Source organism: Promicromonospora alba (assembly GCF_042654905.1).
Taxonomy (GTDB): Bacteria; Actinomycetota; Actinomycetes; order Actinomycetales; family Cellulomonadaceae; genus Promicromonospora; species Promicromonospora alba.
On record NZ_JBHSFI010000004.1, the window covers coordinates 843,264 to 856,941 of the forward strand.

At 70.5% G+C, this 13,678-nt stretch carries 11 protein-coding genes; 3 read left to right on the forward strand and 8 right to left on the reverse strand.

Annotated elements, in window-relative coordinates; genetic code table 11:
• Positions 1-49 precede the first annotated feature (49 nt).
• From ACFO6V_RS14710 to ACFO6V_RS14720, 3 genes are all read right to left on the reverse strand, one after another.
• The gene (locus ACFO6V_RS14710; protein WP_377136537.1) at positions 50-1,849 is read right to left on the reverse strand and encodes an outer membrane protein assembly factor BamB family protein; all 1,800 of its coding nucleotides are present in this window, start codon (positions 1,847-1,849) and stop codon (positions 50-52) included.
• Entirely contained in the window at positions 1,846-3,045 is a 1,200-nt protein-coding gene (locus tag ACFO6V_RS14715) for an ABC transporter permease (protein WP_377136538.1), read from the reverse strand. Before ACFO6V_RS14715 ends, ACFO6V_RS14710 begins: the two co-directional genes overlap by 4 nt.
• An 85-nt stretch (positions 3,046-3,130) precedes the next feature.
• The gene (locus ACFO6V_RS14720; RefSeq protein WP_377136539.1) at positions 3,131-4,030 is read right to left on the reverse strand and encodes an ABC transporter ATP-binding protein; all 900 of its coding nucleotides are present in this window, start codon (positions 4,028-4,030) and stop codon (positions 3,131-3,133) included.
• Between the two features lie 402 nt (positions 4,031-4,432).
• Between ACFO6V_RS14720 and ACFO6V_RS14725 the strand changes: the two genes are divergently transcribed.
• Positions 4,433-5,155: a hypothetical protein gene (locus ACFO6V_RS14725; RefSeq protein ID WP_377136540.1), complete on the forward strand. Its 723-nt coding sequence runs from the start codon at positions 4,433-4,435 to the stop codon at positions 5,153-5,155.
• Positions 5,156-5,362: 207 nt separating this feature from the next.
• On the opposite strand, the gene ACFO6V_RS14730 is transcribed toward ACFO6V_RS14725, so the two are convergent.
• The 3 genes from ACFO6V_RS14730 to ACFO6V_RS14740 all read right to left on the reverse strand — a co-directional run bounded on the left by ACFO6V_RS14730 (position 5,363) and on the right by ACFO6V_RS14740 (position 8,954).
• A complete protein-coding gene (locus ACFO6V_RS14730) occupies positions 5,363-6,097 on the reverse strand; it encodes a response regulator (protein ID WP_377136541.1) in 735 nt (244 codons plus the stop codon).
• The gene (locus ACFO6V_RS14735) at positions 6,094-7,644 is read right to left on the reverse strand and encodes a sensor histidine kinase (RefSeq protein ID WP_377136542.1); all 1,551 of its coding nucleotides are present in this window, start codon (positions 7,642-7,644) and stop codon (positions 6,094-6,096) included. The genes ACFO6V_RS14730 and ACFO6V_RS14735 overlap by 4 nt, the downstream gene beginning before the upstream one ends.
• A gap of 137 nt (positions 7,645-7,781) precedes the next feature.
• A complete protein-coding gene (locus ACFO6V_RS14740; RefSeq protein ID WP_377136543.1) occupies positions 7,782-8,954 on the reverse strand; it encodes a right-handed parallel beta-helix repeat-containing protein in 1,173 nt (390 codons plus the stop codon).
• Positions 8,955-9,185: 231 nt separating this feature from the next.
• Here ACFO6V_RS14740 and ACFO6V_RS14745 point away from each other — a divergent pair, with 231 nt between their 5' ends.
• Complete coding sequence (locus ACFO6V_RS14745) at positions 9,186-10,034, forward strand: hydrolase (protein WP_377136544.1); 849 nt, start codon at positions 9,186-9,188, stop codon at positions 10,032-10,034.
• A gap of 138 nt (positions 10,035-10,172) precedes the next feature.
• On the opposite strand, the gene ACFO6V_RS14750 is transcribed toward ACFO6V_RS14745, so the two are convergent.
• On the reverse strand, positions 10,173-10,409 hold the full coding sequence (locus tag ACFO6V_RS14750; RefSeq protein WP_377136545.1) for a YbdD/YjiX family protein: 237 nt from the start codon (positions 10,407-10,409) through the stop codon (positions 10,173-10,175).
• Positions 10,406-12,667, reverse strand: coding sequence for a carbon starvation CstA family protein (locus ACFO6V_RS14755; RefSeq protein ID WP_377136546.1), 2,262 nt, complete (start codon positions 12,665-12,667; stop codon positions 10,406-10,408). The genes ACFO6V_RS14750 and ACFO6V_RS14755 overlap by 4 nt, the downstream gene beginning before the upstream one ends.
• 190 nt (positions 12,668-12,857) lie before the next feature.
• Here ACFO6V_RS14755 and ACFO6V_RS14760 point away from each other — a divergent pair, with 190 nt between their 5' ends.
• Positions 12,858-13,676: a CPBP family glutamic-type intramembrane protease gene (locus ACFO6V_RS14760; protein WP_377136547.1), complete on the forward strand. Its 819-nt coding sequence runs from the start codon at positions 12,858-12,860 to the stop codon at positions 13,674-13,676.
• The last annotated feature ends 2 nt before the right edge of the window (positions 13,677-13,678 follow it).

The window sequence follows — 13,678 nt, forward strand, 5'->3', positions numbered from 1 at the left end:
GGCCGGAGCCTACCCGCGTGACCTGCGAGGTCAGCTACCGCATGTGTGGTCAGCCGAGGCCCACCACACCGTGCTGCGTGACCTGCGCCAGATACCCGTCGACACTGATGAGCTGCGTGTACGGGGTCTCCTGCTCGAGCTCCCAGCGCACCGATCCGTCCCGGAGGTCCACGGCGAGCAGCCGCAGCCCGGAGGACTCGCCGCTCGGGTCAGCGCTCACCGGCAGCAGCAGGGTGTCGCCGTCCGTGTAGGCCCCGAAGATCGACGACTCCGCCGCCCACGCCATGTCGCCGAACGAGAGCGTCTTCGGGGCGAGGGTCCACCGGTCAGCGCCCGTGCCGAGGTCGATGGCCCGGACCGTCCCCTGTTCGTCCAGGACGACGGCGGTACCGGACACCTCGGCCAGCAGCGTCGTGGCCCTGAGCCGCGGTGCGGACCAGAGCAGCGCCCCGGGGTCGTCGGCGGAGGTGGACCTGGCCTGCGTGCGCACACCCACCCGCTCCAGCACGAGCCCCGGATCGCGGCCGTCGGTCGCCCAGGGCACGAGGACGTGACCATCCAGGTTGACGGCGGCGCCGTCCGACAGGTGCACCACGTCGTTGGCCATCGCGGCGTCGGCTGCCGCCGTGTCGGGACCGACCCAGGCGCCGTCCGGCAGGGACAGGAACGACGCGGTATCCACGCCGTCGGCGGGCGGGTCCTCGGTGTCCTTCGGGTCGTCGAGCCGGGTGCCGTCGAGCCGGAAGGCCCCCGAGACGCCGCAGCCCTGGACCTCCAGCACGTCACCGTGCAGGTCCCAGCTCAGCGCGCCGGCGACGTCGAGGACCGGGGCGCCGGAATCGTCGTAGGTGATGCAGCTGTCGGGCCGCGGAGCCCCGAACGCCAGGGTGTCGCTCCACCGCTCCTTACCCGTCGCCGCGTCCTCCACGCCGACCGTCAGGTCCGGTCCGACGAAGTCCTTCGGAAGGTGGGGGACGCCCAGCTTGTCGACCACCACCGGACGCTTCTCCGTCGTGCCGCCCGCGATCTCGAACCGGAGGAGACCGCCGCCCGCGACGGGGACGACGTCGGCCCCGGCGTCGAGCTCCCGGCTCTTCGTGGCGCCGTCCGCCTCGATGACCGTGACGCGCTGCTCGCGTTCGCCACCCTCACCGGAGGACGTGACGCAGACGAGCGGGTCGGCCGGCTCCTGGGTCGACGGCTCGCCGACGCCCAGGAGCGCCGACGGACCGCAGCTCAGGTTCTCCTCGAGGTCGACGGTCCACAGCACCTCGCCCGACGCCGGGTCCACACCACGGACCTTCGCGTCACCGGCGATCGCGAGCACGCCCGGCATCTCGACGAGCGTCGAGGCGATCGGGTTCTCGAGGTCTATCGACCACTGCTCGGTGGGCTTCGCCTCCAGGTCCCGCACCCCCGCCGGGGTCGCGAGGAGCGCCTGCTCACGCAGCCGCGCGTCCACCAGCACCCCAGCCGCCACAGCCAGCACGACGACGGACACCGTGCCGCCGACCAGCAGCACCTTGCCGCGCCGGGTGGTGGGCAGCCGCCGCCGGACGGCCGACCCACCACGCCGCACGTTCCGACCGACGGCGGCCCGGGCACTCGCGAGCGCGAGCGCCGCCCGACCGGGCTCGCGTGGAGCGGGCTCGCCGGCTTCGGCGTCCGGCTCCGTCGCGGCGGAGCCGTCGCCGTCGGGGCCCTCGCCGTCCGGGCCCTCGCCGTCCGGTCCGGCAGCCTCCGGGCCGTCGAAGGTACCGGGGACCTCGTCGATGAGCTCGAAGGTCTGCACCTTCGACGGATCGGGCGTCCCGTTCCCGGTGTCGTCCTGCTGAGTGCGTTCGGTCACGCCCCGAGGGTAGTGCCCCGGTCCGCGGTCATGGCCGCCTTCCAGCTGACCCGGCCGCCCGTCTGCATGAGCGCGCCGCGGTAGGCACGCTCGCTGAGGAGCACCGCACCGAGCGTGGCCAGCAGGAGGATGAGGAGCGACACGAGCGGCTCCCACCAGAGCGCGTCGCCGTTGAGCACCCGCACCGGCATGGAGACGATCGACGCGGGCGGGATGTAGGACAGGACGCGCTCCAGCATGCCGTCGGCCGAGAAGGTCACCACGTACACGCCGAGGATCAGCATCATCAGCGGGCTGGTCGTGTACTGGAGGTCCTCGGTCCGCGACGCGAGCGAGCCCGCCACCGCGTACAGGGCAGCCACCGCGACGAACCCGACGGTGAAGAAGACGACGAACCAGATCATCGTGGCCGACATCGCGGGCAGGATCGCGGAGAGATCGGTGAACGAGGCGCCGATGAGCCCCACTCCGGCGAGCAGGAGGTTCTGCGCCAGCGCGATCACCGAGCTGCCGATGATCTTGCCCGCGAGCAGCTGTCGCAGGGGCACGGCGGTGGCGATGATCTCGACCAGCCGGGACTGCTTCTCCTCGATCACGCTGCCCGCGATCATCGAGCCCGACCCGACGGCCCCCATGAAGAACAGGAACGCGAGCACGAACCCGGCCACGAACACGATCTGCGGGTCCACCGGGTTGCCGTCGAGGCGTTCGGTCTCGACGTCGCTGCCGGCCGTGAGCGCGTCGACGGTGGTCCCTGCGGCGTCCGCGCGGCCGGCCATCACCTGGTCGCGCACCGTGGACTCGACCAGCGCGGCCAGGTCGTTGTCGGGCTCCCGCCACCCGGACAGGGTCCAGCCGCCGGCTTCGCCGTCGCCGGAGCTGAGCCAGGCGTCGGCGGACTCGTCCTCGAGCGCCGCCTCTGCCGCCGCGGCGGAGTCCACACGCACCACGTTCAGCTCGATGTCCTGGTCGTCCGAGGCCGCGGTCCCGGCGGCGGACTCCAGCGCGGTCGCCGCGGGCCCGTCCCCTGCGACCACCGCGACGTCGAACGACTCGGTGCGGCCATCCATGTAGGACGTGAAGCCGATCAGCCCGCCGATCATGACGACGTTGACCACGAGGCCGATCAGGAACCCCTTGTTGAGCGCCCGCACCACGATCTCGCGGGTCGCCACCAGCATCCATGCGTTCTTCATGCCATCTCCTCTGCCGCGTGAGCCTGCGGCTCCGCTCCGGGCGCGTTCCTCATACCTCGGCCCCACCCTGCGCTGCGCCTCCGGCTCACGCGGTCACCTCACGGTAGATCTGGGCCAGAGTCGGCCGTACGGGGGAGAACTCCTGGACTGCGCCCCGCTCCAGGGCTGCGGACAGGAGGCGGGTGGCCGCGGCGTCGTCGTCCACCTCGACCAGCGCGGACGTGCCGTCCACGTCCACTGCCAGGACGCCCGGCACGCCGCGGACGAAGCCGGCGTCGCCCGACAGGACCAGCCGGTGCCTGGTCACGCCCTGGGCGCGCAGCCCGTCGGGTGTGCCGTCCGCGAGGAGCCTGCCCCCGCCGAGGATGACGAGCCGCTCGCAGAGTCGCTCCACGAGGTCGAGCTGGTGCGAGCTGAACAGCACGGGCACCCCGCGCCGCGTGTGCTCGCGCAGCAGGTCGACCATGGCGTCGACGGCCCCCGGGTCGAGGCCGCTGAACGGCTCGTCCAGGACGAGTGCCTTGGGCTGCCCCATGATCGCCGCGACGATCTGCACGCGCTGCTGGTTGCCGAGCGACAGCTTCTCCACGTGCTCCTTCGCGCGGTCCGCCAGACCCAGCCGGTCGAGGTGCTCCACCACCTCGCGGCGTGCGACCGGCGCCGCGATGCCCCGCAGTCGCGCCAGGTAGACGAGCTGGTCCAGCACGGGCTGCTTCGGGTAGAGGCCACGTTCCTCGGGCATGTACCCGAACTCGCGGCGGTCGTGCCGGGTGACCGGCTCGTCGCCGAACCGCACCTCACCGCTCGTGATGGCGAGTACTCCCATGATCATCCGCATGGTCGTCGTCTTGCCCGCACCGTTGGCCCCCACGAACCCCGTCAGCAGGCCCGACCTCGCCGTGAAGCTGACGCCGTCCACCGCTCGCCGGGACGCGCCGCCCGACACGAACACGCGGGTCAGGTCCCGCACCTCCAGATCGCTCATGGCAGTCACGCTATGGCCGCGACGAGGAAGGGGGATCCACCGCAAGTCGGAACCGCCTCCGCCTCCCGGCGGGTGCCGTCCGCCGAGGTGGTCGGCAAAGCGGCAGAAGATCGGCATTTCGAGTTGCCGATCTCGTGACATTCTGCCGACCACGGTCTGTGCACCTGCATCCACATACCCATTGACCTGGTATTACACGTACCGGTTGCCGATGGCGTTCTGCCACGTATTGTCCCATCCGGAGCGCCATAAGAACGAGAGTGGCGCTGAATGGTTCGTCAGCCCGTCCACGGAGGAATGAGCATTTCGCTCCGAAGGACGCCTTGCGGTCCGGTACAGAGGGACCGGAGCGTCATGGCAGAGGGCACAACGCAGTATCTGAACCCGCAGGGGGAGCCGAGCGTGCGCAAGCGATTGATCGTCACAGGGACAACCGCAGCCTTCGTGCTGACGGCGGGAATCATGGGTGCCGTAGCCGTGCAGCCGCCAGGACCGGACAAGGACCGGGACACGACGGCCGCACCTGCCGTGCCCGATGCGCTGTACGGCCTGCCGCCGATGATGGTGAAGCGCGAGGCCACCTCCAACCAGGGGGAGAACGGCACGGTCGACGTGCGCGCGCGCCCCGGGGAGAACCGGTTCACGTACACGCCGCCGCCCGCGTCGACGTACGTCCCCCGGCACATGGCCGATTCGCCGCCTGACCAGCCAAGTGGCGGCTTCACGATGGCGCCGCTGCCGGGCATCGACCTCGGCAACGGCTCTCGGCCGACACCCCCCAGCAACCCCTCGGGCCCGCCCACGACGAAGCCGCCGACGCAGTCGCCTACACCGACGCCGACGCCGACTCCCACGCCGACCCCCACGCCGACGCCGACTCCCACCCCGGAGCCCACGCCGACGCCCACCCCGACCCCGGAACCGACGCCGACTCCCACGCCGGAGCCGACCGACCCGCCGTCGGAGGAGCCCACGGACCCGCCGTCGGAGGAGCCGACCCCGGAGCCGACCACCGAGCCGTCCCCGGAGCCGAGCGTCGAGCCGTCGCCGGAGCCCTCGACGGATCCTTCTCCGGACCCGTCGACCGAGCCTTCGCCTGAGCCTTCCACGGAACCGACCGAATAGTCCGGTTTCCCGAAAGCTCACGGACGTCGCACACCTCAGAGAAGTGAGGTCCTTTTCCCCAGGACCTCGCTTCTCTGACCCTTTCCCCGTACCGCCGGGAAAGGGATATATATCCGATTCATCAAAGCCGACGTCGACGATCGGTGACATTCGCACAGCTGTCGCCGATCGATAACATCTGGCCGGACGGCAGTGGCCCGTCCCCGCTCAGACCAGGCCGACCCGATGGGCCAGGACGACCGCCTGCACGCGGTCCCGCACGTGCAGCTTGGCGAGCACGTTCGAGACATGGGTCTTCACCGTCGCCTCGCCGAGGTACAGGGTGGACGCGATCTCCGCGTTCGACAGCCCGGTGCCCACGAGCTCCAGCACCTCGCGCTCGCGCGGCGTGAGGAGAGCGAGGCCGGCCGGGGCCGCCATCTGCCGCCTCGCGGTATGGGTCCCGGCAGGCTCGACCAGCACGTCGAGCTCGGCCGACGAGGTCCGGCCGCCCGACGGTCTCCGCTCGGACGGCGCCTGCCGCTCCCCCGCGACCATCTGCTCGATCACCCGTCGCGTGATCTGCGGTGCGAGCAGCGCATGCCCGGCCGCCACCGTCCGCACGGCCTCGACCAGGTGCTCCGCGTCGGAGTTCTTGAGCAGGAACCCGGACGCTCCCGCCGCCAGCCCGTCGAAGACGTACTCGTCGTGGTCGAACGTCGTCAGGACCAGCACCTTCGCGAGGTCCTCCGCCACGATCCGACGCGTGGCCTCGATACCGTCCATGACGGGCATCTGGACGTCCATCAGCACGATGTCGGGGCGCAGGGCGCGCGTCAGCTCGATCGCCGCAGCGCCGTCGCCCGCCTCGCCGACGACCTCGAAGTCGTCCTCCACCGAGAGGATGAGCGAGAAGCCGGAACGGACCAGCGCCTGGTCGTCGACCAGCAGCACGCGCGTCATCCGACGACCTCCGTCCGGGCCGCCGGCAGGGCTTCGGCCGGAGCCGCCGCCTGTCTCGTGGAAGGTGTGGTGGGAGCCACCGGCACCGCACCGGGGCCCGGAGCGGGCAGCGGCAGCCGCACCCGGACGCGGTATCCGCCCGTCGCCCGTGGGCCGATCTCGACCATCCCCTGATGCGTGGCGACCCGCTCCCGGATACCCAGCAGCCCCAGGCCGGAGCCGGACGTCCCGTGGCGTGGGCGACCATCGTCCAGCACCTCCACCTCGGCGAAGCCGTGCTCGAACTGCTGCCCCGCCTGCGTCTCCGGGCGGCGGACCACGCGCAGCGTGACCGTCGCGGACCGGGCGGTCGAATGCTTGCGCACGTTCGCCATCGCCTCCTGGGCGGTTCGGTAGAGGCTGAGCCCCATCGGGTCAGGGACGTCAGCAGCGGCGCCCGCGGGCTCCTCGACCTGCCGGAACGTGGTGTCCAGGCCGTCGTGGTCCGCGGCGGTCAGGGCCGGGAGGTCGGCCAGGCCCGGTTCGGGCGCTCGGGAGCCTGCGCCGTCCGGCCCTGCCGACGAGCCCGCGCCACCGGCGTCGGGCACCGAACGGAGCGTGCCGACCAGGTTCCGCATCTGCGCGACACCCTCGCGGGACTCACGCTCGATGGTGAGGAGTGCTTCCGCCGCGCGGGCCGGGTCGCGGTCCAGCACCCGCCGGGCGGCGGCCGCCTGGATGCCGATTACGGACACGTGGTGCGCGACGACGTCGTGCAGCTCGCGCGCGATCCGCACCCGCTCGGCGACTATCGCCTGGTCGGTGAGGGCCGCCGCCTGCTTCTCGATGGTGACCGACTGGTCGGTGAGCTGGCGCCGGCGCAGCGCCGCGTTCCACTGCATCTGCCCTGCCACCACCGCGCCGCCGAAGAACGCGATGTTGACGATGAACTGGTAGGCGCTGTTCGCGAGGTACGGATCGATCAGGCCGGGCCAGTCCGCGCGGGTCGGGAACTCCTCGAGGAGCGTCTCGATGCCCTGCTGCACCGCGAACATCCAGATCAGCCACGTGAACATCACCAGGACGCAGGCGCTGACGACCACGAGCATCGCCCGCCGGTCCCGGGCCCAGGCCACCGCCGTGAACAGGGCGACGAAGTACATGACCTGCATCGGCATGAGCACGGTGATCGCCGGGATCGTGAGGCCGATCCCGAGGAAGGACCCGTACACGAGCACCAGCGACACCAGCGGATAGCGGCGGCGCCACGCCAGCGGCATGGTGCTGACCACCCCGAGGAGGTAGACGAGCCACAACGGCTCCGTCACCTCCTCGAAGATGCCCATGCTGCGGCCCAGCTCGATGGAGACCGCCGCGAGCACCGCGAACCCCGCACCCAGCAGCAGGTCCCTGCGGTAGGCCTCACGGCCGGCGGGAACCCGCTCCCAGTCCGAGTCGACGCCGAACCAGTCGAGCAGGCGGGCGACCACGCCGTCGTCGGCGCGGGGCACGTCGGACCGCGGCACGCCAGGATGCCGGGCGTCGGGGGGAGATAGAGCATCGGCCATGCCCCCAGAGTAGGAACTCCAGGGGCATGACCGCTTCCCTCTCAAGACGGAGACAAGGCCGCGAGAACGGGGTTGTGTTCGGAGCGAGCTCCGTAGCGAACACAACCCCGTTCCCACCGTGTGTCCCGCTACAGGGGTCAGCAGACGTTGCGTGTCCCGTTCCCCGTCAGGGTCCATGTCGTGTTCTCGCCGCACGGCGACTCCCGCACCGAGGTGTTGTCGACGCGGAGCGTGATGTGGATGTTCCGGTTGTTGGGGAACTCCGTACGCGCGGCGAGCCGTACCTCGCCGCCTCCGTTGACGGTCCCGCCGGCAATCGTGATGTCCGAGCAGTTCTCGATGAGGATCGAGTTGTTGCCGTTGTTCGCGAGGTCGACGGAGTTGATCCGCGCGCCCCGCGAGTTCGAGACGCAGAACACGCCCCGTCCGCCGCCGCGCGACTTCACGTGGTTCACCGTGATGTTGGGCCCGTTGGCGTTGGCCATGCGGAAGGTGGCGTAGCCGGTGCCTGTGGCCACGTTGTCGCCGTCGACGGTCCCGATGGTGGCGTTGCTCGTGCCCTGGATCAGCAGCGCCGACTCGCCGACGTTCCGCGCGGTGACGGTGCCGATCGTGAGGCCGTTGATGTGCCAGGTCTCGATCGCGTGGCCAGGTACGCCGGAGGCGTAGACCGAGTCCATGCGCACATTCGTGCTGCCCGGCAGGTCGCGCTCGAAGCGGATGCCGATGCCCCGGGTCGTCCGCATGTCGATCTGCCCCAGGTGCAGGCCGTGCACGTCGGCGAAGCGCAGGCCGAAGTACGGAGCCCCGGTGACCTTCAGGTACGGGATGGACACGTCCTCGACCCCCACCGCCTGGATAGCGCCCCGACCCGCGACGTAGCCGGTGTCGAGCGTGCCGCAGACCTCGAACGACGTGTGGCTCGGGAGGTCGATGGCGTTGTTGCCGATCCAGGCGCTGGCCATGACCGACACCTTCTCCTGGCTGGTGCGGCCCGGGGTGAGCGCGCTGATGCCCCGCCGGATCGCGTCGATGTAGCTCGAGCCCTGATAGACCGTCCGGCCGCGATACGCAGTCGTGAACCCGGACGACTGGCTTCCGGTGACGAGCGCGTCGGCGCCGTCGCCGCAGGCAGCAGCGGGTGCCGCGACCGCCGTCATGCCGCTGGCTGCTGTGCCGGCCGCTGTGGCGGCCGCCGTTCCGGTGGGTGCGGCCGCGACCCCCGGCGCGGCGAGCAGGGAGACGACTACCGACAGTGCTGCGACTCCCGCGGCGAGAAGCCGCGGGCGGCGCTGTGACGTTGGTGCCATGGTCACTCCTCCTTGAGAACGACGGCCTACAACGTTGTAGACCCACGTGGTCATGAGCGTATGGATTTCACCCCTCCGGCACCAGGCCCCGCGAAGATCCGAAACGATTCACTTTTCGACACACCGGTACGCCACGCCGTACGACCGACCGGAAACCTTCGCGCCCCACAGGGATTTGCTGGACACGACCACTGCGCGGGCGCATCGTGGCGGAGCGGTTCCACTGCGGTGATGCAGCACCAGCCCGACGAAGGAGACCTGACGATGACGTTCTGGATCTGCCGCACGTGCGGCGTGGAGCACGAGTCCCGGCCCGAGGTGTGCGCCGTCTGCGCGGACGAACGCCAGTGGGTGCCGGCCGACGGGCAGCACTGGACCACGCTGGAGGAGCTCACGGCCGAGGGGCAGAGCATCGCGGTCGAGGAGCTGGAGCCCGACCTGTACGGCCTCACCACCGTGCCCGACGTCGGTATCGGCCCCACCGCGAAGATCGTCCGGACGGCGCGGGGGAACCTCATGTTCGACGTCCCTGGCTATGTGGACGACGCGGCCGTCGCCGCCGTCCGCGGCCTCGGCGGGCTGGCCTATATCGTCGCGAGCCACCCGCACATGTACGGCGTGCAGGTCGAGTGGAGCCGCCGGCTGGGCGGCATCCCGATCCTGGTCAGCGAGGCAGACGCCGACTGGCTCGCCCGGACCGACGACGCCGTCGAGCTGTGGAAGGGCGACCGGGAGATCCTGCCCGGTGTGACGCTGAGCCAGCCGGGCGGGCACTTCCCCGGTTCCTCGGTGGCGCACTGGACGGCGGGCGCGTCAGGGAAGGGTGTGCTGCTGAGCGGCGACACGATCTTCGCCAACCCGGACCGGACCTCGGTCTCGTTCATGCGCAGCTACCCGAACCGGATCCCGCTGTCGGGGCCCGTGGTCCAGCGCGTCGCGCACCATGTGGGGCGGTTCGAGTTCGACAGGCTCTACAACAACTTCCGCGGCGTCATCCCCGTCGACGCGCGGGAGATCGTGCTGCGGTCGGCGGAGCGCCACGCGGCGTGGACCCGCGGCGACTTCGACCACCTGACGTAGGCAACCTGGCAGCCCCCGTCCTCCCGCCGAAGTAGAGCGTGTGTCCGGACACGCGCTCTACCTCGCCAGTGCCCGGTCGCCGAAGTAGAGCGGGTGTCCGGACGCCCGCTCTACTTCGGCGACCCGGTGCGGAGCGGGTCAGCAGCAGCGGGCGGCAGGGGTGGCGTCCTGTTCCGCGTAGCGGTCGCGCCAGAACTCCCGCGCGGTCGGCACGACGGCGTCCGGGTGTACCCGGCGCAGGTGCGCCACGTACCGCGGGTAGTCGCTCTCGCCCAGCACCCCGGTGACGTACCACGCCAGCGCGCGCCAGCCCCGGCGGACGACGGCGAGCACGCCGCCGTCCGCCGTCCGACCCGCTGCCGGGTGCGAGCTCACGCGTGCGTCCCCGTCCGGAGCTTGTCCGGGTTCTCCTCGTAGTAGGCGGTCCACTGGGCCGCCACCTCCCGTTCGGCGTCGGTGGGCACGAGGCCGGACGGCGCGAACGTCGACGACCGCGAGTCCGGCTCCTCACTGGTCGGCAGGCCACCGGCCCGGATCGCCTTGACGCAGACCCACAGCGCCACCAGCGCCACGGTCAGCACGAGCAGCGCGAAGACGATGGACAGCGTGCCCTGCAGGAACGTGTTGCGGATGACGGCGTCCATCGCGGCGGTGTCGGCGGCCGTCCCGAACGACGTCTCGCCCGCCTCCCGCGCCTCGCGGAACGCGTTGTGGTTCGCCCAGAACCCGAGGCTCGGCTCGGGGGAGAAGATCTTCTGGTACGACGCCGTCATGGTCACCGCGAGGTCCCACACGAGCGGGACGGCTGGGATCCACGCCCACTTGAGATAGCCCTTCTTGACCACCACCACCGTGACCAGGGCGAGCGCCATGGCGGCGAGCAGCTGGTTCGCGATGCCGAACAGCGGGAACAGCGAGTTGATACCGCCCAGCGGGTCGGTCACGCCCATGAGCAGGATCGCGCCCCACAGGCCGCACACCACTATCGAGCAGATCCAGGCGCCCACCCGCCAGGACGGGTCGCGGAACTTGCGCAGTGGGCCACCGAGGTTACCGAGCGTGTCGGAGAGCATGAAGCGGGCGACACGCGTACCGGCGTCGACCGTGGTGAGGATGAAGAGCGCCTCGAACATGATCGCGAAGTGGTACCAGAACGCCTGCATGCTGGCACCACCCAGGAACGAGCCGAGGATCTGGGACATGCCGAACGCGAGCGTCGGCGCACCGCCGGTGCGAGAGATGATCGACTCCTCGCCGACGGCGTCGGCTGCGCCCTGGATGTCGGCCGCCGTCGCGGGCGTGCCGCCCAGGCCGAGTCCGTTCACGTAGTCCGCTGCGGCAGCCGGTTCGCCGCCCGTGAGCGAGGCAGGGGCGTTCATCGTGAAGTACAGGTGCTGGTCGATGGAGATGGCGGTGACCAGGGCCATGATCGCCACGAACGACTCGGTGAGCATGCCGCCGTAGCCGATGAGCCGGAGCTGGCTCTCCTTCTCGACCAGCTTGGGGCTCGTGCCGGACGAGATCAGGGCGTGGAACCCGGACAGCGCACCGCACGCGATGGTGATGAACAGGAACGGGAACAGCGATCCGGCGAACGCCGGCCCGTTGCCCTCTATCGCGAAGCTCGACACGGCGGGGGCCTGCACCGCGGGCTGCGCGATGAGCACGCCGATGGCGAGCAGCACGATCGTGCCGACCTTCATGAACGTGGACAGGTAGTCGCGCGGCGCGAGCAGCAGCCACACCGGCAGCACGGACGCGAGGAAGCCGTAGCCCACGATGAGCCAGGCCACCGTGACGGGCTCGAGCGTGAACATCTCGGCGCCCCAGGTGGTCTCGGCCACCCAGCCGCCCGCCACGATCGCGAGGACCAGCAGCACCACGCCGATGACCGAGACCTCGGACACCCGCCCCGGGCGCAGGTACCGCAGGTAGACGCCCATGAAGAGGGCGATCGGGATGGTCATGCCGACGGAGAACACGCCCCACGGCGACTCGGCCAGGGCGTTGACCACCACGAGGGCGAGGACGGCCAGGATGATGATCATGATGACGAACACGCCGATCAGGCCGGCGGCACCGCCGACGCGGCCCATCTCGTCGCGGATCATCTGCCCGAGCGAACGGCCACGGCGTCGCGTGGACAGCCACAGGACGAGGTAGTCCTGGACGCAGCCCGCCAGGACCGCGCCGATGATGATCCAGAGGGTGCCGGGCAGGTAGCCCATCTGCGCGGCGAGCACCGGGCCGACCAGCGGACCCGCGCCGGCGATGGCGGCGAAGTGGTGGCCGAACAGCACCCGGCGGTCCGTGGGCGCGAAGTCCCTGCCGTTCTCGTGCTCCTCGGCAGGGGTGGCGCGGTCGTCGCGCGGGCGCACCACCTTGTACTCGATCAGCCGGGCGTAGAAGCGGTACGCGACGACATACGTGCCGACGGCGGCGACGACGAAGTAGGCGCCGTTGACCGCTTCGCCGCGCACGAACGCGACGAGGGCCCACGCGACCGCCGCGACCAGCCCGATCACCGCGAAGATCAGCTTCTTGCCGGGAGTCATCGGTCTGCGGTCGATGACCGCGACCGGGGGGAGGTCCGGATTGTTCCGAACCAGCTCAACGTGCTCGGGTGAGCGCACGACGGCCTCCTTGCCGGAGTGGCCGGCCCGTCTGGGGGCCGGAACCTGGATGAAATCGTTACTACGCGCTGACTCTAGTTGTCCCGGAACGCGAAGAACCAGACCGGACGTCGACAACCGAGTTGTCAGACGTACCGGTCACGGGGGTGACCTGTACTTCTGACACGTCATCTGTGGGAACCTCGACCCCGTGACCCTCACTCTGCCCGCCCCGCTCGTCGGTCCGGCGCGCCTCACCGCGGCCTTCCTCGTCTCGGCGTCGGCGATCCTGCTCTTCGCCATCCACATCCGGCCGATCGCTTACCTGCCGCTGGTGCTGGGCATAGCGCTGGGCCTGTGGGCCGACCGTGCACTGGGCCGCGACCTGGCGCTGATCGGCGTGGGCATGGGGATCATCTCGATGATCTCGCTGCAGGCGGACCTGTCCGACGCCGGGATGCTGCGCTTCACCCTGGCCCTCGGCGGGTCGGTGCTCGTGCCGTGGGCACTGTCCCGGTTCGTGCTGAAGCAGGACACCATCCAGTTCCCCGTGCTGACCGGGCGCCGCTGGACCCGCGGGCAGTGGGTGTACCTGGCCGCCGTCGTGGCGCTCGGGTACGTGCTGCTGCCGTTCTACTTCCTCGGCTCCGGCGCCTACCTGAACTGGCCGGACCTCGACGGGACGCAGGACATCTGGCGGCTCTTCGTCGGCGTCAACGCCGTCGGCATCTGGGACGAGCTGTTCTTCATCTGCGTGGTGTTCGCGCTGCTGTGCAAGCACTTCCCGATGTGGCAGGCCAACCTGCTGCAGTCGATGATCTTCGTGTCGTTCCTGTGGGAGCTCGGCTACCGCGAGTGGGGCCCGCTGCTCACCGTGCCGTTCGCCCTGGTCCAGGGCTGGATCTTCGCGAAGTTCAAGTCGCTCAGCTACGTCGTGGCGGTGCACCTGCTGTTCGACGCCGTCGTGTTCGCCGTCCTGGTGCACGGCCACCACCCGGAGCTGTTCGACATCTTCGTCACCGCGCCCTGACC

Coding starts and splice junctions, on each gene's coding strand:
- ACFO6V_RS14715 (WP_377136538.1), bottom strand. CDS start 3,045: ATGAAGAACGCATGGATGCTGGTGGCGACCCGCGAGATCGTGGTGCGG.
- ACFO6V_RS14720 (WP_377136539.1), bottom strand. CDS start 4,030: ATGAGCGATCTGGAGGTGCGGGACCTGACCCGCGTGTTCGTGTCGGGC.
- ACFO6V_RS14730 (WP_377136541.1), bottom strand. CDS start 6,097: ATGACGCGCGTGCTGCTGGTCGACGACCAGGCGCTGGTCCGTTCCGGC.
- ACFO6V_RS14735 (WP_377136542.1), bottom strand. CDS start 7,644: ATGGCCGATGCTCTATCTCCCCCCGACGCCCGGCATCCTGGCGTGCCG.
- ACFO6V_RS14740 (WP_377136543.1), bottom strand. CDS start 8,954: ATGGCACCAACGTCACAGCGCCGCCCGCGGCTTCTCGCCGCGGGAGTC.
- ACFO6V_RS14745 (WP_377136544.1), top strand. CDS start 9,186: ATGCAGCACCAGCCCGACGAAGGAGACCTGACGATGACGTTCTGGATC.